Annotated in this window: 1 protein-coding gene; it reads right to left on the minus strand. The window is 68.7% G+C overall.

Annotated elements, in window-relative coordinates; all coding sequences use genetic code 11:
• Window positions 1-130: 130 nt before the first annotated feature.
• Window positions 131-21,877, minus strand: coding sequence for a non-ribosomal peptide synthase/polyketide synthase (locus AC6CID_RS01450; protein WP_498353487.1), 21,747 nt, complete (start codon window positions 21,875-21,877; stop codon window positions 131-133).
• Between the last annotated feature and the right edge of the window lie 113 nt (window positions 21,878-21,990).

Genomic DNA, 21,990 nt, shown 5'->3' on the forward strand with positions numbered 1-21,990 from the left:
ATCGCGTGACCTTACTCGACAGTAACCTCTCTGGTTCATCTCCCGAGTCGCCCTCGACGTTACCGGGCGGTACCTCCGGGGTCCCACCTCGCGCATCGGCGGGGCCGTCCGAGGACGGCCCCACCTGCGGTCAGTCCGGATCGGAGAGCCGGTGCACCCGGTGCGCCGCGCCCCATTCGTCGAGCAGATCCTGGGGCGCCTCGTCGACCACGACGACCACCGCGAGATCCTCGAGACTGCCCGGCTCGAGCGTGCGCAGCGAGGCTTCCGGCAGGTGGACGTGCGTGACCCACTCGTTGTAGAGCACACCGTCCAGGGAGGCCCCCGACGCCGTCTTCTCGGGTACGACCACGACGACCGCACCCGTCGCGGTCACGGCCAGCGGCTCGAGGGCCACCGATTCGACGTCGACGCTGCCCAGGGCTGCGCTCCGCGACTCGTAGGTCAGCTCGTACCTCTCGCGCAGCTCGTCGATCCGCTCGAGAAGTTCGGCGTTCGTGAACGTCCGCGACCCGATGACCGCCGCCGCGTCCGACGGTTCCACCGGGCGCAGCCGGTCCGAGTACGTCACGGGAGCGGCCGAGAGAGCCGACAGGTCCGTCTGCACCTTCTCGTCGTCCACGACGATCCAGTCGCCCGACAGGGATCCTGCCGCCTTCGAGAGGGTCAGACCCACCGCGGCTCCCGCCGGCAGCTCTTCGCCGTGGCGAGCCGGGTCGACCATCACCAGTGCCGAGCCGGTCTTGGCCACCGCCCACTGCGCGACCACCGAGTCCACCGATCGTGGCATCGAGACGGCGACAGCATCGCCTGTTCCCAGCCCGCGATCGATGAGCATGCGGGCCAGGCGGGAAGACCGTTCGTCGAGTTCGCGGTACGAGATCTCCACACCCTGCCCGTCGGCCTCGGGTTCGGCGGGCACGGCGAGTGCGGGCGCCGAGGGGTCCATTTCGACCACCTCCGCGAGCACAGTGGCGAGGGTGCCCGCTCCCGTACCGCCCACAACCGCGGAGGGCCCGGATTCGGCCACGATGCGCGCGAGTTCGTCGGCCTCGACGAGTTCGATATCGGCGACCGCCGTGTCGGAATCCTCGACGAACGCCTCCAGCACACGCACGAATCGTCGGGAGAGGTGAACGACCTCGGCCTCGTCGAAGAACCGCTCCAGGTACTTGAAGGTCAGTTCGATCTCGCTGTCGGCAACGGTGAGCAGCGTTATCGGGTAATGCGTGGCGTCCTTCACTCCGACGCCCGTGATCGTCATGCCGTCGATCGAGCCCGCAGCGTCGGACAACGCGTCCCGATCGATCGGGTACGACTCGAACACCAGCAGGGAGTCGAATCCGATCGGCGTTCCGATGCGCTGTTCGATGTCGGACAGGCCGACATAGTGGTGATCGAGCAACCCCGCCTGCTCCGCCTGCAGACGTCGGAGCATCTGCGACACGGATTCGTGCCGGTTCGTCCTTACGCGCACCGGCAATGTGTTGATGAACAGACCCACCATCGACTCGACGCCGGGCAGGTCGGCGGGACGACCCGACACGGTCGCGCCGAACACGACGTCCGAGCTGCCGGTGATGCGGCCGAGCACTACGCCCCAGGCAGCCTGCACGAGGGTGTTCACGGTTACGCCGAGATCGGCCGCGAGGGCGGCCAACCGGGCGGTGCGCTCGGTGTCGAGCAGGACGCGGACCGTGGAGATCGTGTCGTTCCCGGGGTCGCGCTGAACCGGAGCGATGGCGGTCGGATCTCCGAGCCCTTCGAGCGCGGTGGCCCACGCGTCGAGCGAAACCGTCCTGTCCTGCTCGGCGAGCCACGCGAGGAAACTGCGGTAGGAGCGCGCGCGCGGCAGTGCCGTGGGATCACCGCGAAGCACGTACAGGGCCATCAGATCCTGCATGAGCAGCGGCATCGACCAGCCGTCGAGAAGGATGTGATGGGTCGTGACTCCGAGGTGGTACCGGTTCGTTCCGGATCTCACGAGCAGGAACCGAATGAGCGGTGCCGACTCCATGTCGAAGCGGCGGGACTGCTCGTCCGCCAATGCCGATGCGACCGCGGCCATCCGTCGCTCGTCCTCGGTGTCGCTCGAATCGAGTTCTCGCCAGGGAAGCTCGACGTCGTCGAGCACCAGTTGCAGGGACCGTCCCTCCGCGTCCGTGACGAAAGCGGTCCTGAGATTCGGGTATCGGTCCAGCAGTGCTTGTCCGGCCGCACGCAGGCGCGCCGGATCCACCTCACCCTCGAGGTCCAGCACGGCCTGCATGGTGTAGACGTCGACGTGCTCCTCGGTCACCATCGACGCGTGGAACAGCAGACCCGCCTGCAGCGGCGACAGCGGCCACACGTCCGAGAGCGCCGGGTAGCGCTGCTCCCATTCCTCGATCTCGCTCTGTTCCAGACCGGCGAGCAGCAGGTCGGACGGTGTCAGGCCACCCGCATCCGGTGACGCCGCGTACTGGGCGAGAGCGCTCAGTGCCTGCGACCAATGCTGAGCAAGCTCGTCCACGTCGTCGGAATCCAGCAGCCCCGACGGGAAGGCGATGCTCGCGCCGAGCTGTGGTCCGCCGTCGCCGTCCGAGACGATCGCATTGATATCGACGCTCGCGTTGGCGGGCATGTCGGCGTCCTGAGCAACATCCAGCTCGCCGAGCGCGGAGGTCGGTGCCCAGCCGATCTCCGCGAGGCCCTCCGGTACGTCCGCCGACGACATCCGGCCCAGATAGTTGAAGCTCACCTGCGGCACTCGGGCGATCGACGCCAACCGCGCCGACGATTCCGGATCCAGATAGCGCAGCAGGCCGAATCCCATACCCTTGTCCGGGATGGCCAGGAGCTGTTCCTTGACCGCCTTCACGGCCGATCCGATCGCAGCGCCACCGGCGAACGCCTCGTCGACGTCCACTCCGGTCAGGTCGACCCGGACCGGGTACGCACTGGTGAACCACCCGACCGTCCTCGACAGGTCCGCTCCCGGCAGGACGGACTCCTCCCGTCCGTGACCTTCGAATTCGACCAGGGCCGAAGACGATTCGATGCCTCGATCGCGTCGCCACCGCACGAGTGCCAGGCCGAGCGCAGCCATCAGGCCGTCGGCGACACCACCGCGGAACAATGTCGGCACCGACGTCAGCAGAGCATCGGTTTCGGACGCCGGGAGAGACAGCTCGATCCGTCGGACGGTGGAAACGGTGTCGACGGCAGGATCGAACGGACGTGAGCCCAGAGCCGGGTCCGGGCCCTCCAGAATGCGCTCCCACAGAGGAAGTTCCGCCCGGCGCTCCGAGGCCGCAGCCACGAGACCGTGCGCCCATCGCCGCAGGGACGTGCCCACGGCGTCGAGCGACACTTCCCGGCCGGAGACGATCTGCCCCCAGGCCAGGCCGAGGTCCGGCAGCAGGATGCGCCACGAGACGCCGTCCACGACCAGATGGTGGGCGACGACCGCGAGGATGCCCGCACGCTCACCGCCGAAATCGAACCACACGAACCGGAGGACCGAACCGCTGCCAGGATCGAGCCGGCCCAGCGCTGCGTCGATCTCGCGTTCCGCAACGACGGTCAGATCTGCGTCGCTGATTCCGGCGGGTAGCTCGACCCGTTCGAGAATCGACACCGGATCGACACTCCCCGCGGCGCGAACGCGTAGGACATGCTCCCCATCGGTTCCGCGCTCGAGGATCGAACGCAGGGCATCGTGGTGATCGACGACAGCACCGATCGTACGAACGAGCACGTCCTGATCGATCCCGCGCGGCAATGTCACGGCGACGATCTGCGAGAACCGATCGAAACCACCGGGCCACGACAGGACCTCATGCATGATCGGCGTCAGCGGAACCTCGCCGACACCGCCACCGGGAAGCTCGGCCGGACGCAGTGTCGTCCCGCCCTCGGAGCGCGTCGCGACCTCGGCGAGACCGGCGACCGACCGACGCTCGAAGACGTCCCGGGGGGTGAACACCACACCGCGCGCCTTCGCCCGCGACACCAACTGGATCGACACGATGCTGTCGCCGCCGAGCGCGAAGAACGACTCGTCGACGCTCACCTTGTCCAGATGCAGAACCTCCGCGAACACCTCGGAGATGATCTGCTCGACCTCACCCTCGGCAGCCCGGTACTCACGCTCCTCGATCACCGGTTCCGGCAGCGCATCGCGATCGAGTTTGCCCACCGGCGTGAGCGGCACCTCGTCGAGTACCACGATGGCCGACGGCACCATGTGCGGCGGCAACGACCGTGCCACGAACTCGGTCAACTCCGCCGTGTCGACCGTTCGGCCCCGCACCGGCAGCACGTACGACACCAGCACGGTGGCGCCGGAACCGGTGGTCCGGCCGAGAGTAGCCGCGAAATCCACACTGTCGTGCCCGGCGAGAGCCGCGTCGATCTCGCCGAGCTCGATACGGAAACCGCGGACCTTGACCTGGAAGTCGCTGCGGCCGACGAATTCGAGCTCGACGGGACCGCCCTCGATCGAACGCCAGCGAACCACGTCGCCCGTGCGGTACATGCGCGAGCCGTCGCTGGTATAGGGATTGGCGACGAACCGCTCGGCGGTCAGGGCGGTGCGCCCGTGGTAACCCCGCGCGAGCGCGCCACCTGCCATGTAGAGCTCGCCTGCGACACCCTCGGGCACCGGGTTCAGCCGGGCATCGAGGACGAGCGCGGATACACCGTGGGTCGGGTTGCCGATCGTGATCGGCCGGCCCGGTTGCAGGCGGGCGAACGACGAGATGATCGTGGTCTCGGTGGGGCCGTAACCGTTGAAGTACTTCCGTCCCGGCGCCCAGCGACCGAGCAACTCGGGTGTGGTGACGTCGCCGCCCACCGACACCACCTCGAGGCTGTCGATACCGGCAGGATCCATCGTGCCCAGCACTGCGGGCGTGATGATCGTGTGGGTCACCTGTTCGGTCTGCAGCAGTTCCGCAAGATCCGGGCCGCCGATGATCCGGCCCGGCACGATCACCAGCGTCGCACCGCTCGAGAATGCAGCCATCCACTCGAGCACCGACGGGTCGAAGCTCGGCGAGCAGATGTGCAGGAACCGGTGGCCGGCACGCAGGTGGTAGAGGTCCACGGCGGTGTCGACGACGCCACCGAGACCGGTGTGGGTGACCACGACGCCCTTGGGCCTACCCGTCGAACCCGACGTGTAGATCACATAGGCCGGGTGTTCGAGCCGGATCGGCCGCACGCGATCGGCGTCGGTGACCGGCGCACCGGACCGCGCGTCCAGTTCCGCGGCCGTCTCCGGCGCGTCGAGCACGACCCAGTCGGAGTCGTCCGGCATCGCCTCGCGATATTCGGCCCCGGTGATACCCATGGCCGCTCCGGAATCCGCGAGCATGTAGCGCACGCGGTCGATCGGGTAGTTCGGATCGACCGGCAGGTGGGCGGCACCGGCCTTCGCGATCGCCCACACGCTCAGCACCATCTCGTACGAACGCGGGTACGCGACGGCGACGATGTCCTCCGGTCCGACCCCTCGCTCGATGAGCATGCGGGCCAGGCGCGACGAGGTCTCGTCGAGTTCCCGGTAGGTGACCGACCGGCCCTCGTACCGCACCGCGACGGCCTCGGGGGCCCGCGCGACGCCCGAAGTGAGGATGTCGGTGAGGCTTCCACCTGCACTGACGCGGTCGCCGTGGACGTGCGTGAGCCGGTCGAACTCGTCTGTGTCGAGAAGCGGTAGATCTCCGACCGGCAGGTGCGGATCGCCCAGTACTCCCGCGACGAGCATCTCGAACCGTCGAGCGAATCCTTCGATCGTCGAGCGGTCGAACAACGCACTCGCGTAGGAGAATTCAGCCGAGATTCCGGCGGGGCCATCCGATCCGCCGCGATGCTCGCGGAGGGTCAGCGACAGGTCGAACTTGACGGTGTCGACCTCGAAGGGCACTCCGGACACCGTGAGTTCGGGCAGTTCCAGCGCCGTCTCGGGCAGGTTCTCGAACGACAGTGCCACCTGGAACAGCGGGTGGCGTGCCGTCGACCGCTCGGGGGCGAGGATCTCCACGAGCCGCTCGAAGGGGATGTCGGCGTGGGCGAACGCCTCGAGGTCGCCCTCCCGCACGCGCGAGAGGAGGTCCGAGAAGCTCTTGCCCGCGTCCACCCGGGTGCGCAGGACGAGCGTGTTGACGAACATGCCGACCAGGTCGTCGACCTCCGATTCGCCACGACCGGCGATGGGCGTGCCGATCGCGATGTCGTCGCTGTCGGAGATCCTCGACAGAAACACCGCGAGCGCGGTGTGCATCACCATGAACATCGTGGTGCCCGTGGAGCGTGCGAGTGCCGCGAGGCCGCGGTGCAGGTCCGCGCCGAGGACGAACTCGATCTTGCCGCCGGTGAAGGACTGGATCGAAGGACGCGGCCGGTCCATGGGGAGATTCAGCTCGTCAGGCAGACCCGCGAGCGTGCGCTTCCAGTACTCGGCCTGCGCAGCGAGCAGGCTCTCGGCATCATCCTCTCCGCCGAGGACCGCGCGCTGCCAGATGGCGAAGTCGGCGTACTGCACCGGCAGCGGCGCCCAGCCGGGGGCTTCACCCTCGGCGCGGGACATGTACGCCGTCATCACGTCGCGGGTCAGCGGCGAGATGGACCAGCCGTCGGCGCTGATGTGATGGACGACGAAGACCAGCACATGATCGCGCTCGGAGAGCTCGAACAGTCGTGCGCGCAGCGGGATCTCGGTGGTGACGTCGAACCCGCGGGAGACGACCGCCGTCACCTTCTGCAGCAGGTCGTCCTCAGTGGCCGATTCGACGTCGATGTCGGGTGCGGCCTCCGCGACCGGGAGTATCAGCTGGTAGGGCTGTCCGTCGATCTCGGGATAGATGGTGCGGAGCACCTCGTGCCGGGTGAGCAGGTCTTGGACCGCTGCCTGCAGCGCACCGAGGTCGAGTGCCCCGGTCAACCGGACCGCCACTGGGATGTTGTCGACCGACGACTCGGTGTCGAAGCGGTTGAGGAACCACATGCGCTGCTGCGCGAGCGACAGCGGCACACGTTCAGGCCGCGGCTGCGGCACCAGCGGCGGACGTGCCGCCGCACCGGTGTGCTGCTCGGCCGCGACGGCGAGCGCCGCGACACTGGGGGCTTCGAACAGCACGCGCACGGGGACGCGGGTGTCGAGCGCCGCGCCGATCCGCGAGACGACCTGGGTGGCGAGCAGCGAGTTGCCGCCGAGTTCGAAGAAGTCGTCGTCCACACCCACGCGGGTGAGGCCGAGGACGTCGGCGAACACGCCGGCGACGATCTCCTCGACCGGGGTGCTCGGGGCACGGAATTCGCGGGTCTCGAAGACCGGCTCGGGCAGGGCCCTGCGGTCGAGCTTGCCGTTGACGTTCAGCGGCAACGCATCGAGCGTCACGAACGCCGACGGCACCATGTACGACGGCACCTGAGCACCGAGGGCGGATCTTATCGACTCGATGTCCGCCTGCGCATCGTCCACGGGCACGATGTACGCGACCAGCTGGGTGCCGACCCGCTCGTCCTCGCGAGCGATCACCGCGACATCACGCAACGCATCCATCGCCCGCAGCGCGGATTCGATCTCACCGAGCTCGATACGGAAACCACGCACCTTCACCTGGAAATCCGTACGCGACAAGTAATCCAACTGCCCGTCGCGAGTCCAGCGCACCAGATCGCCCGTACGATACAGACGTTCACCATCACCGAACGGCGACGCGACGAACCGCTCCGCACTCAGATCCGCACGCCCGAAATACCCGCGCGCGAGCTGCGCACCCGCGAGATACAGCTCACCGGCGACACCGGCCGGAACCGGATGCAGACGCTCGTCGAGCACATACACCCGGGTGTTCCACTCGGGCACACCGATCGGCACCGACGCACCCGAGACATCGGTGACATCACCGGCGGTGACCGACACCGCAGCCTCGGTCGGACCGTACAGGTTCACGAGCCGCGCACGGTTGTGGGTCAGGAACCGCTGGGCGGTCGCCGGCGGCAGCGCTTCGCCGATGGCGAGGATGTGGCGTAGCGAGGAGGCCAGCACTCCGTCGGCGTCGACCATCAACGCCTCGAGCATCGACGGCACCACATGCAGCGTCGTCACCGACTGCTCGGTCAGCAACCGGTTCAGATAGGCCGGATCCCGATGACCGTCGGCCGACGCGATCACCACACGACCACCGGAGACCAGCGCCGACCAGAACTCCCACACCGACAGGTCGAACGTCGCCACCGTCTTCAACAGCACCGCATCATCGGCACCGAGACCGAAATACTCACGCTTCCACAGCAACTGGTTGACGATCGCCGCATGCGGCACCGCCACACCCTTCGGCCGGCCCGTCGAACCCGACGTGAAGATCACATACGCCGTGTTCGACGCACGCAACGGCGCAATCCGCTCGGTGTCGGTCACCGGCACCGCGGACAACTCGGACAGATCCAGGCTGTCGAGCAACAGGATGGGGACAGACTTCTCCCCCGGTGCCGTGAACTCGTCGCGTTCGGTGGACAGCACCACCACCGGAGCGGCCGTGTCGAGAATGTAGGCATTGCGCTCGTCCGGCTGATCCGGATCCACCGGCACATACACGCCACCGGCCTTGACCACCGCATACATACCGACCAGCAACTCGACCGAGCGACGCATCGCCAGCGCCACCGTCGACTCCGGACCCACACCCTCCGAGATCAACCTGCGCGCAAGACGATTGACACGCGCATCGAACTCCGAATAGGTCAGCGACTCGCCCTCGAACACCAACGCCGGCGCATCCGGCACCCGCGAGACCTGCTCGTCGAACAGATCGACCAACGTCGCCGACCTGGTGGGGTGTGTGGTGTCGTTCCACGCCTCGAGCACTCGCGCGGTTTCCACGGTGTCGAGGAGGGTCAGATCGCCGACCGGCAGTGCCGGGTCGTCGACCACGGCGTCGAGCACGCGGATGAACCGGGCGGCGAACTCCGCGACCGTCGACTCGTCGAACAGATCGGTCGCGTAGGTGAAGTAGCCGGTGATGCCCGTGGGCGTGCCGTCGTCGCTGTAGCGGTCGGTGACGATCAGGTGCAGGTCGAACTGCGAGATCTCCATGTCGGTGTCGAGTCCGGAGATGGTGAGACCGGGGAGTTCGAGTGCGGCCTGCGCGAGGTTCTGGAACGACAGACCCACCTGGAACAGCGGGTGGCGTGCCGTGGATCGTGCGGGGTTGAGCACCTCGACGAGCCGCTCGAACGGCACGTCGGCGTTCGCGAACGCGCCGAGGTCGGCCTCACGGGTCCGTCCCAGGAGTTCGGTGAACGACGCGTCCGAATCGACGTGGGTCCGGAACACCAGCGTGTTGACGAACATGCCGATCAGGTCGTCGAGTTCGCGCTCGCCACGACCGGCCATCGGCGTGCCGATCGCGATGTCGTCGCTCGACGACATTCGTGCGAGGAACACCGCGAGCGCGGTGTGCAGCACCATGAACATCGTGGTGTTCGTGCGCCGGCCGAGATCGGCGAGGCGTCGGTGGAGTTCGGCCTCAACGGTGAAGTCGACGCGGCCGCCCCGGAACGACTGGACAGCGGGACGCGGCCGGTCGCTCGGGAGATCGAGCTGGTCGGGCAGTCCGGCGAGGGCCTGCTTCCAGTACTCGACCTGCTTGGCGGCCAGCGCTTCCGGGTCGTCCTCGTCGCCGAGCACCTCGCGCTGCCAGATGGCGAAGTCGGCGTACTGCACCGACAGCGGCTCCCATGCCGGGGCGTCGCCCTGCGACCGCGCGACGTAGGCCGTCATGAGGTCGCGCGTGAGCGGACCCATCGACGAGCCGTCGGCGGAGATGTGGTGGACCACGAAGGCGAGGACGTAGTCGGATTCGCGGACCCGGAACAGTCGCGCACTCAGCGGCACGGTCGTGGTGACGTCGAAGATCGTCGCCGCGAGTTCCTGGACGGCGACGACGATGTCCTCCTCCGGCACGTCCACCGGGGTGAGGTCGGGGACCGTCTGCGCGGCCGGAACGATGACCTGGACGGGACCGTCCTCGGTCTCCGGGTAGAAGGTGCGCAGCGATTCGTGACGGGCCACGACGTCGCCGACGGCGGCCTGCAGCGCGTCGACGTCGAGATCGCCGGTGAGCCGGATCGCGATCGGCACGTTGTAGGCCGACGATTCGGTGTCGAATCGGTTGAGGAACCACATGCGCTGCTGCGCGAGCGACAGCGGGATGCGTGCGGGCCGCTCGATGGCTTCGAGAGGCCGGCGGTCCTCGCCACGCTGCGACTCGACCGCACCGGCGAGCGATTCGACGGTGGTGTTCTCGAAGAGGGCACGCACCGGAACCTTCGCGCCGAGTGCGGCTCCGAGCCGGGAGGCCACCTGGGTGGCGAGCAGCGAGTTGCCGCCGAGTTCGAAGAAGTCGTCGTCGAGACCGACCCGTTCGACGCCGAGCACCTCGGCGAAGACCGCGGCGACGGCCTGCTCGGCCGGCGTGACGGAGGTCCGGAATTCGCGGGTCTCGAAGACCGGCTCGGGCAGGGCCCTGCGGTCGAGCTTGCCGTTGACGTTCAGCGGCAACGCATCGAGCGTCACGAACGCCGACGGCACCATGTACGACGGCACCTGCGTCGCCAGTTCGCTCCTGACCGTCGCCACGTCGAGGGTGTCGGCTTCGATGGGTACGACGTACGCGACCAACTGGGTGCCGACCCGCTCGCCCTCCCGGGCGATGACCGCGACATCACGCAGCACATCCATCGCCCGCAGAGCGGATTCGATCTCACCGAGCTCGATACGGAACCCACGCACCTTCACCTGGAAGTCCGTGCGCGACAAGTAATCCAACTGCCCGTCGCGGGTCCAGCGCACCAGATCGCCCGTACGGTACAACCGCTCCCCGTCACCGAACGGCGACGCGACGAACCGCTCCGCACTCAGATCCGCACGCCCGAAGTAACCACGTGCGAGCTGCGCACCCGCGAGATACAACTCGCCGGCGACACCGGCCGGAACCGGATGCAGACGCTCGTCGAGCACATACACCCGGGTGTTCCACTCGGGCACACCGATCGGCACCGACGCACCGGAGGTGTCGGTGACATCACCGGCGGTGACGGACACCGCGGCCTCGGTCGGACCGTACAGGTTCACCAGCCGGGCGGCATTGTGCTCGACGAACCGCTTCGCGGTGGCCGGCGGGAGGGCCTCACCGATCGCCAGCACCTGCCGCAACGACGGTGTGAGGATGCCGCCCGCATCGACCATCAGAGCCTCGAGCATCGACGGCACCACGTGCAGCGTCGTCACCGACTGCTCGGTCAGGAGCCGGTTCAGATAGGCCGGATCGCGATGACCGTCCGCCGACGCGATCACCACACGCCCACCGGACACGAGAGCCGACCAGAACTCCCACACCGACAGGTCGAAGGTCGCCACCGTCTTCAACAGCACCGCATCATCGGCACCGAGACCGAAATACTCACGCTTCCACAGCAACTGGTTGACGATCGCCGCATGCGGCACCGCCACACCCTTCGGCCGGCCCGTCGAACCCGACGTGAAGATCACATACGCCGTGTTCGACGCACGCAACGGAGCGATCCGCTCGCCGTCGACGATGGAGGCGGACGAGACGTCCGAGAGATCGAGCGTGTCGATCGCCAGGCTCGGGACAGACCTCTCCCCCGGCACGACGAAGGCATCGCGTTCGGTCGACAGGATCACCACCGGCGCCGCGGTGTCGAGAATGTACGCGTTGCGATCGTCCGGCTGATCGGGATCCACCGGCACATACACGCCACCGGCCTTGACCACCGCATACATACCGACCAGCAACTCGACCGAGCGACGCATCGCCAGCGCCACCGTCGACTCCGGACCCACACCCTCCGAGATCAACCTGCGCGCAAGACGATTGACACGCGCATCGAACTCCGAATAGGTCAGCGACTCGCCCTCGAACACCAACGCCGGCGCATCCGGCACCCGCGAGACCTGCTCATCGAACAGATTCACGAGCGTCGACGCCTGGTCGACCGCGCGGTCGGTGGCGTTCCACGACTCGAGGATCTCGACCCGTTCGGATCCGTCGAGCATGTCGATGTCGCCGACAGCCGTGGTCGGGTCGGTGACGATCGCCTCGAGGACACGCACGAAGCGCTGCGCGAAGCCCTCGACCGTCGACTCGTCGAACAGATCGGTCGCGTACGTGAAGGTGGCGTCGATGATGTCGGGCGCACCGTCGTCAACGTAGTGGTCGAACACCGTGAGCTGCAGGTCGGTCTTGGCGAGCTGCAGCTCGAAATCGGTGGAACTCACTGTCAGACCGGGCAGTTCGAGCTGGGTGCGCGCCAGGTTCTGGAACGACAGACCCACCTGGAAGAGCGGGTTGCGGGCGGTCGAGCGCACCGGATTCAGCACTTCCACCAGGCGTTCGAACGGCACGTCGGCGTTCGCGAAGGCACCGAGGTCGGTCTCGCGGGTGCCTTCGAGGAGTCGCTCGAAGGACTGGGCCGGGTCGACGTCGCTGCGGAAGACCAGCGTGTTGACGAACATGCCGATCAGGTCGTCGAGTTCGCGCTCGCCACGACCGGCGATCGGGGTGCCGATCGCGATGTCGCGGGTGCCCGAGAGCCGCGCCAGCAGAGTCGCGAAGGCCGCGTTGACGACCATGAACAGCGTCGCGTTCTTCGACCGCGCGAGTTCCTGCAGGCCGCGGTGCAGTTCGGGCGAGATCGTGAACTGCAACGATTCACCGCGGAAGCTCTGGCTCGGCGGACGCGGGCGGTCGGACGGGAGATCGAGCTGGTCGGGCAGGCCGGCGAGGGCCTGCTTCCAGTACTCGACCTGCTTGGCGGCCAGCGCTTCCGGGTCGTCCTCGCTGCCGAGCACCTCGCGCTGCCACAGCGCGTAGTCGGCGTACTGCACGGGCAACGGCTCCCACGCCGGCGCGTCGCCCCGCGACCGTGCCACGTAGGCCGTCATCAGGTCCCGGGTCAGCGGGCCTACCGACGCGCCGTCGGCCGACACGTGGTGTACGACCAGCGCGAGAATGTGCTCGTCGTCGCTGACACGGAAGATGCGCACCGCGACCGGCACCTCGGCGGTCACATCGAAGGTCGTCGACATGAAGGCCACGATCTCGGGTTCGAGTTCGGCCTCCGCGACGTCGCGCACGACGAGTTCGGGCAGCGCACCGTCGAGCGGGAGCACCACCTGGTGCGGTCCGTCGGGTGAATCCGGGTAGATGGTGCGGAGCGATTCGTGCCGGGCGATGACGTCGCGTGCTGCCGCGCGGAGCGCGTCGACATCGAGGTCGCCGACGAGCCGCACAGCGATCGGGATGTTGTCGACCGCCGAGGACGCCGTGTCGAACTGGTTGAGGAACCAGTAGCGCTGCTGCGCGAGCGACAGCGGAACCCGGTCGGGTCGTTCGCCGGCGACGAGGGGACGGCGCGGGCCACCCGACACTCCGTGTTCGAGGCGCGCCGCAAGGTCTTCGACGGTCGCGGCCTCGAACAACAGTCGCAGGGGCACGGTGGCATTCAGCGCGGCACCGATGCGGGAGACCACTCGGGTGGCGATGAGCGAGTTTCCGCCGAGCGCGAAGAAGTCGTCGTCGAGACCGACGCGGTCGACGCCGAGAACCTCGGAGTAGGTCGAGGCCACGACCTGTTCCGTGGAGGTGGTGGGAGCGCGGAACGCCCTGACCTCGAAGACCGGGTCGGGCAGTGCCTTGCGGTCGAGCTTGCCGGACGCACCCAGCGGCATGGCGTCGAGGAGCACGTAGGTGGCGGGCACCATGTAGGCCGGCAACTGCGCGGACAGTGCCGCACCGGCCGCCACCTGATCGAAGGTCGCACCGGGCTGCGGGACGACGTAGGCGACGAGCTGGTCCTGACGGACGAGCACGACGGCCTGCTCGACCTCGTCGAGGGCGAGCAGCGCGGTCTCGATCTCACCGAGTTCGATGCGCAGACCGCGGAGCTTGACCTGGAAGTCCGTGCGGCCGATGTAGTCGAGTTCGCCGGCCCCCTCCGTCCAGCGCACGAGGTCGCCGGTGCGGTACAGCCGCTCGCCGTCGCCGAACGGCGAGGCGACGAAGCGCTCGGCCGTGAGGTCGGGGCGCTGCATGTACCCACGCGCGAGCTGGGTGCCCGCGAGATAGAGCTCTCCCGCGACCCCCACGGGCACGGGCGCGAGACGCTCGTCGAGGACGTAGACGCGGGTGTTCCACACGGGGGCACCGATCGGCACGGACACCGTGTCGGCGTCGGTGGCCTCGTGGTAGGTCACGTCGACGGCCGCCTCGGTGGGGCCGTAGAGGTTGTGCAGGCCGGCGTCGGTCAGCAGTGCGCGCGTGCGTGCGGCCAGTGCGGGCGGCAGGGCCTCACCGGAGGCGAAGACGTGCCGGAGCGAGGTGAGTTCGTCGGCTGATGCCTCGGCGACGAACACCGCCAGCATCGACGGCACGAAGTGCACGACGGTCACGCCGCACCGCTCGATCACCGAGGTCAGGTACCGCGGATCGCGGTGACCGTCCGGCACGGCGACCACCAGTCGGGCACCGACCTGCAAGGGCCAGAAGAACTCCCACACCGACACATCGAAGGTGAACGGGGTCTTCTGCAGCACCACGTCGGCCTCGGTCAGGGGGTATTCGTGCTGCATCCAGCGTAGGCGGTTGACGATCGCGCCGTGCGGCACCGCCACACCCTTCGGGCGCCCGGTCGATCCGGACGTGAAGATGACGTAGGCGGTGTTCGAGGCCCGCAGCGGGGACGTCCGCTCGGCGTCGATGACGGGATCGGACGCCGTCGCGGACAGGTCGAGGGTGTCGACGAGCAGGATCGGGACGGACGTCTCCCCCGGCACGCGGAACCCGTCACGCTCGGTGGTCAGCACCGCCACGGGAGCGGCGGTGTCGAGGATGTAGCCGTTGCGATCCTCCGGCTGGTCCGGGTCGATCGGCACGTAGGCACCACCGGCGGTGACGACCGCGTACATACCGACCAGCAGATCGAGCGAGCGACGCATCGCCAGACCCACCCGCGCGTCGGGGCCGACGCCGAGCGAGATCAGGTGCCGCGCAAGACGGTTCACGCGCTCGGAGAACTCGCCGTAGGTCAGCGACTCGCCCTCGAACTCCACCGCGACCGCATCCGGCGACCGCCGGACCTGCTCGGCGAACAGATCGACGAGGGTCGAGGTGCCGTCGAGCGCGTGGTCGGTGTCGTTCCACTGCTCGAGGACCTGCACGCGTTCGGCGTCGTCGAGCAGGTCGACATCACCGATCGCGACCGAGAGATCGCCGGTGACCGCATCGAGGAGACGGACGAAGCGCTCGGCAATGCGCTCGACGGTGCGGGTGTCGAACAGATCGGTGGCGTAGGTCAGGCCCACCGAGTACTCGGCGGCACCGGTCGCGGTCGGCGTCTCGGTGACGACGAACTGGAGGTCGAATTTGGCGGTCGCGATGTCGAGGTCGACGGCCTCGACGGTCAGCCGCGGAAGTTCGAGCGTGCGAGTCTCGAGGTTCTGGAACGACAGCATCACCTGGAACAGCGGGTGACGTGTAGTGGAGCGCTCGGGGTTGAGCACCTCCACGAGTCGTTCGAACGGCAGGTCGGCGTGGCCGAACGCCTCGAGGTCGGCGCCGCGCACCCGGCCGAGCACCTGCTCGAACGACTCGCCGCCCTCGACCCTGGTGCGCAGCACGAGGGTGTTGACGAACATGCCCACCAGGTCGTCGAGCGCCGCGTCGCCACGACCGGCCACCGGGGTGCCGATCGCGATGTCGTCGGTTCCCGACAGACGCGCCAGCAACACTGCCAGCGCGGTGTGCACCACCATGAACGGGGTCGCGTTGCGTTCGCGGGCGAGCGTGACGATGCGGTCGTGCAGCGTCTCGTCGATGGTGAACTCGTGCAGGGCACCCCGGTTGGTGGCGACGGCGGGGCGCGGGCGGTCGGCCGGCAGGTCGAGCTGCTCGGGCAGACCCTCGAGCGTGTCCCGCCAGAAACCGACCTGCGAGGAGATGACCGACTCCGGATCGTCCTCCGAACCGAGCACCTCCCGCTGCCAGATCGCGAAGTCGGCGTACTGCACCGGCAGCGGTTCCCAGCCCGGTTCGCCGCCGGCGGCGCGGGCCGCGTAGGCGGAGACGATGTCGCGGGTGAGCGGACCCATCGAGAAGCCGTCGGCGGCGATGTGGTGCACGACGAGTGCGAGCACGTGTTCGGTCGCCGACACCGCGAACAGCTGCGCCCGGAAGGGTGCCTGGGCAGAGACGTCGAAGCCGGACGAGACGAGATCGGTGATGCTCTGCACCAGCTGCGTCTCGGTGACGTCGATCGGCGTGAGGTCGGGTTCGACCTCGGACACCGGCAGCACCTGCTGGTAGCCCACACCGTCGACGTCCGGGTAGGTCGTCCGCAAGGACTCGTGCCGGCCGAGCACGTCGACCACCGCGGAGCGCAGCGCCTCGACGTCCAGCGCGCCGATCAACCGGATCGCGCCGGGGATGTTGTTGACCGCCGATTCGGGCTCGAAGCGGTTGAGGAACCACATCCGCTGCTGCGCGAGCGACAGCGGTACCCGCTCGGGACGTTCCTGCGCGATGAGCGGCGTGCGGCCCTGGGTCTCGCTCTGCTCGACGCGGGCGGCGAGGGCGGCCACGCCGGACGCCTCGAACAGGACACGAACGGGCACAACGGTTCCCAGTTCGGAGCCGAGGCGCGCGACGACCTGCGTCGCGATGAGCGAGTTGCCGCCGAGGGCGAAGAAGTCGTCGTCGAGCCCGACACGGTCGACACCGAGGACGTCGGCGAACACGCCGGCGACGACCTCTTCGACCGGAGTCGTGGGTGCACGGAAGCCGCGGGCCTCGAAGACCGGATCGGGCAGCGCCTTCCGGTCGACCTTGCCCGAGCTGCCGAGCGGCATCTCGTCGAGGACCACGAACTGCGACGGCACCATGTAGGCCGGGAGCACCGCGCTCAGCGCGGCCTGCGCGGCGTCGCGGTCGAAGGTCGTGTTCGGGGCCGGGACCACGTAGGCGACGAGCTGTTCGTGCCGCACCTGCGCGGCGGCCTGCGACACCCCGGTGTGGTCGAGCAGCGCGGTCTCGATCTCCCCGAGCTCGATACGCAGACCGCGGAGCTTGACCTGGAAGTCGGTGCGGCCGAGATACTCGAGATCGCCGCGGCGGTCGTTGCCCCAGCGCACGAGGTCGCCCGTGCGGTACAGACGCTCACCCTCGCCGAAGGGCGAGGCGACGAAACGCTCGGCGGTCAGATCGGGGCGGCCGACGTAACCGCGCGCCACCTGCACACCCGCGAGATACAGCTCACCCACGACACCGGCGGGAACCGGCGACAGTCGCGAGTCGAGCACGTAGGCGCGGGTGTTCCACACCGGAGCGCCCATCGCGACGGAGCCACCCGTCGTTCCTGCGACCGGGCGGGCGGTGGCGTGCACCGTGGCCTCGGTGGGGCCGTAGAGGTTGTGGAGCTCGGCGTCGCTGATCCGCGAGAACTGCTCGGCCACCGACAGCGGGAAGGCCTCACCTGCGACGAGCACGGTGCGCAGCGACGCGCAGTCGTCGGGCGACACCGACGCGGCGAACACCGCGAGCATCGACGGGACGAAGGAGGTCGCCGTCACCGCGCGCTCGCGGATGACGGTGCCGAGATAGGCGGTGTCGCGGTGACCGTCCGGGACCGCGATCACCATGCGCGCACCGACGGCGAGGGTGCCGAAGAGTTCCCACACCGACACGTCGAAGGTGAACGGGGTCTTCTGCAGCACCACGTCGTCGGGGCCGATCCCGTATTCGGTGGTGATCCACCGGATCTGGTTGACGACCGAGGCATGGGCGACCGCCACACCCTTCGGGCGTCCCGTCGAACCGGAGGTGAAGATCGAGTACGCGGTGTTCGACGGCCGCAACGGCGCGAGGCGGTCGGCGTCGGTGACCGGCTCGGCCGGTGTCGCGGACAGGTCGGTGCCGTCGATCGCGAGCGACGGCACCGATGCCGTGGCCGGCACGGAGAATCCGTCGCGTTCGGTGGTCAGCACCACCACGGGAGCGGCGGTGTCGAGGATGTAACCGTTGCGATCGTCGGGCTGATCCGGGTCGATCGGCACGTAGGCACCGCCGGCCGTGACGACCGCGTACATACCCACGAGCAGATCCAGCGAGCGGCGCATCGCCAGACCCACCCGCGCGTCGGGGCCGACGCCGAGCGAGATCAGGTGCCGCGCAAGACGGTTCACACGCTCGGAGAACTCGCCGTAGGTCAGCGACTCGCCCTCGAACTCCACCGCGACCGCATCCGGCGACCGCCGTACCTGCTCGGCGAACAGATCGACGAGAGTCCCGGCGTCGCCGAGTGCGTGATCGGTGGCGTTCCACGTGGCGAGCACATCGGTGCGCTCGGCATCGTCGAGCAGCGCGACATCACCGACCGGAAGTGCGGGTTCGGTCACGACCGCGGTGAGGATCCGGGTCAGGCGCTCGGCGAAGGACTCCATCGTCCGGGCGTCGAACAGATCCGTGGCATAGGTGAGGTCGACGAGATAGCCCTCGGCGGTGGCGTCGTCCGAGACGGTGACCTGCAGGTCGAACTTCGCCAGTGCCGCGTCGACGTCGAGCGCCGAGACGGTCAGGCCGGGCAGTTCGAGGGAGTCGGCGTCGAGGTTCTGGAACGCGAGGAGCACCTGGAACAGCGGGTGCCGTGCCGTCGACCGTTCGGGGTCGATGATCTCGACGAGCCGCTCGAACGGCAGGTCGGCCTGCCCGAACGCTTCGAGGTCGGCTCCGCGCACCTGTCCGAGCACCTGCTCGAACGACTCGCCGCCCTCGACCCGGGTGCGCAGCACGAGGGTGTTGACGAACATGCCCACCAAGTCGTCGAGCGCCGCGTCGCCACGACCGGCCACCGGGGTGCCGATCGCGATGTCGTCGGTGCCCGACAGACGCGCCAGCAGCACCGCCAGTGCCGCGTGCACGACCATGAACTCGGTGGTGGAGGTGCGACGGGCGAGATCGCGGACGGCGGAACGGAGTTCGGAGTCCAGGACGAACCGGTGCGAGGCACCGCGGTAGCTCGCGACGGCCGGTCGCGGACGGTCGGCCGGCAGATCGAGTTGCTCGGGCAGACCCGCGAGGGTCTCCCGCCAGAACGCGACCTGCGAGGAGATGACCGACTCCGGATCGTCCTCCGAGCCGAGCACCTCCCGCTGCCAGATGGCGAAGTCGGCGTACTGCACCGCGAGCGGTTCCCACTGCGGGGCGTCGCCCGAGACGCGTGCGGCGTAGGCCGTCACGACGTCGCGGGTCAGCGGACCCATCGAGAACCCGTCGGAGGCGATGTGGTGCACGACCAGCACCAGCACGTGCTCGGCCGCGGTCCCGGTCTCGGTGACGGCGAACAGCCGGGCCCGGAAGGGGACCTGCGTCGTTACGTCGAAGCCGGTGCCGACGATCTCGGTGGCCCGGGCGATCAGATCGGACTCGGCCACCGGGACCGGCGTCAGGTCGGGCACCACCTCGTCCACCGACAGCACCTGCTGGTAGCCCACACCGTCGACGTCCGGGTAGATCGTCCGCAGCGACTCGTGCCGGCCGAGCACGTCGGTCACCGCGGCCTGCAGGGCCGCCGCGTCGAGTGCACCCGACAGGCGGATCGCCACGGGGATGTTGTCGACCGCCGATTCGGGCTCGAAGCGGTTGAGGAACCACATCCGCTGCTGCGCGAGCGACAACGGCACCAGTTCCGGGCGCACCTGCGGGACCAGGGGTGCGCGTCCGTCGCCACCCGAGGCCATGGCGGCGTCGACGAGCGAGGCCAGTTCGGCCGCCGTGGGGGCGTCGAAGAACTCGCGGACGTCGATGCGGACCTTGTGGTCGGCGCTCAGTCGCGCGACGACCCGCGTCGCGCTGAGCGAGTTACCGCCGAGTTCGAAGAAGTCGTCGTCGACACCGAGCCGCTCGACACCGAGGACCTGCTCGAACGCCGCGACGACGGCGTGCTCGGTGGCCGTCGACGGTGCGCGGTACTCACGCTGCAGGGAGCTGAAGTCCGGTTCGGGCAAGGCCTTCCGGTCGAGCTTGCCGCTGCCGCCGAGCGGGAACTCGTCGAGTTCGACGAACAGCGACGGCACCATGTAGTCGGGCAGGCGCCGGCGCACGGCGTCGGCGAGCTCGGACCGTTCGATGTCGTGCCCGTCGGTGACGAGATAGGCGACGAGGTGGTCGCCGAGCGTGGGGTCGGAGTGCACGACGACGACCGACTGCCGCACGCCCGGATGGTCGAGCAGCGCCGATTCGATCTCGCCGAGTTCGATGCGCAGACCGCGCAGCTTCACCTGGAAGTCGGTGCGACCGATGTACTCGATCTGCCCGTCGTCGTTCGTCTTCACGAGGTCGCCGGTGCGGTACATGCGGTCACCGGGCTCGCCGAACGGGTCGGCGACGAAGCGATCGGAGGTCAGATCGGGGCGACGGAGGTAGCCGCGCGCGAGCTGGACGCCCGCGAGGTAGAGCTCACCCTCGACACCGTCCGGGACGGGACGCAGGCCCTCGTCGAGGACGTAGAGGCCGGTGTCGGCCACGGCGGCACCGATCGGCACGACGGTGTCGTCGGCCGAGGTCGCGAAGTAGGTGACGTCGACCGCGGCCTCGGTGGGCCCGTAGAGGTTGTGCAGACGCGCCGAGGAGATCTCGTAGAAGCGGGCGACGGTCTGCGGCGGCAGCGCCTCACCGGACGCGAAGACGTAGCGGAGGGTGCTCACCGACGCGGCGGTGGGCTCGGTGAGGTAGACGGCGAGCATCGACGGCACGAAGTGCGCGATCGTCACGCCGCGTTCGATCATCGTCTGCGCGAGATAGGCCGGGTCGCGGTGCCCGTCGGGCACCGCGATCGTGAGGCGGGCACCCACCTGCAGCGGCCAGAAGAACTCCCAGACCGACACGTCGAAGGTGAACGGTGTCTTCTGCAGCACCACGTCGTCGGCGCGCATCCCGTATTCGGACTGGCGCCAGTCGATGTTCGCGACGATCGCCCGGTGCTCGACGGCGACGCCCTTGGGCCGTCCCGTCGAACCGGACGTGAAGATGACGTAGGCGAGGTGATCGGCCGTGAGCGCGCCGCGGCGCTCCTCCGGGGCGATCGGCTCGTCGGAGACCTCCGACAGGTCGAGGGCGTCGATCGTCAGCGCCGGGACCGAATCGGGAAGATCGACGGCGTCGCGCTCGGTGGTGACGACGGCGACCGGCTCAGCGATCTCGAGGACGTAGGCGAGGCGATCGGCCGGATGGTCGGGATCGAGCGGCACGTAGGCGCCACCGGCCTTGACGATGGCGTACATGCCGACCAGCAGATCGAACGACCGGCGGACGGCGAGACCGACCCGTGCGTCCGGGCCCACACCGAGACCGATCAGGTGACGTGCGAGACGGTTGGCGCGGGCATCGAATTCGCGGTAGGTCAGGGCCTGCCCGTCGAACTCGAGAGCGACCGCATCGGGGGTCCGCGCCACCTGGGCGTCGAAACGCGCCACCAGTGTATCGGGATCGAACGTGGCCGGTGCTGCTGCATCGTCGCCGAGCACCTCGACGGCGTCGGCCAGCAGGGCGTCGACCACCCCCGCGAGACCCGGAGCACCCAGCAGAGCGGGCGCGATGTTCGACAGGACGACGGGGAACAGCGCGTCGAAACCGAGCGCGCCACCCATCGCGGTGTCGAGCGTGGCGATCTCGTCGCGCAGGCGCGCGTAGCCGATACGGGTGTCACCGTCGGTGAGGGCGACGCGGTCGGGTTCGATCTCCGCGACGGCGGCGAGCAACCGGGGAAGGTCCTCGATCGCCAGCGCCGGCTTGCCCGCCATGTCACCCGTCATCTACGTCAGCCTCCTGAAATAACCTGCGCTCGGCATCACGCTGCGCACGCGACACCGCCCCCCGCTGCCACCCGGCACCGTACTGGCCGGGCAGTCGAACGACAGCCGATCTT

The organism is Rhodococcus sp. GQ147 (assembly GCF_059759155.1).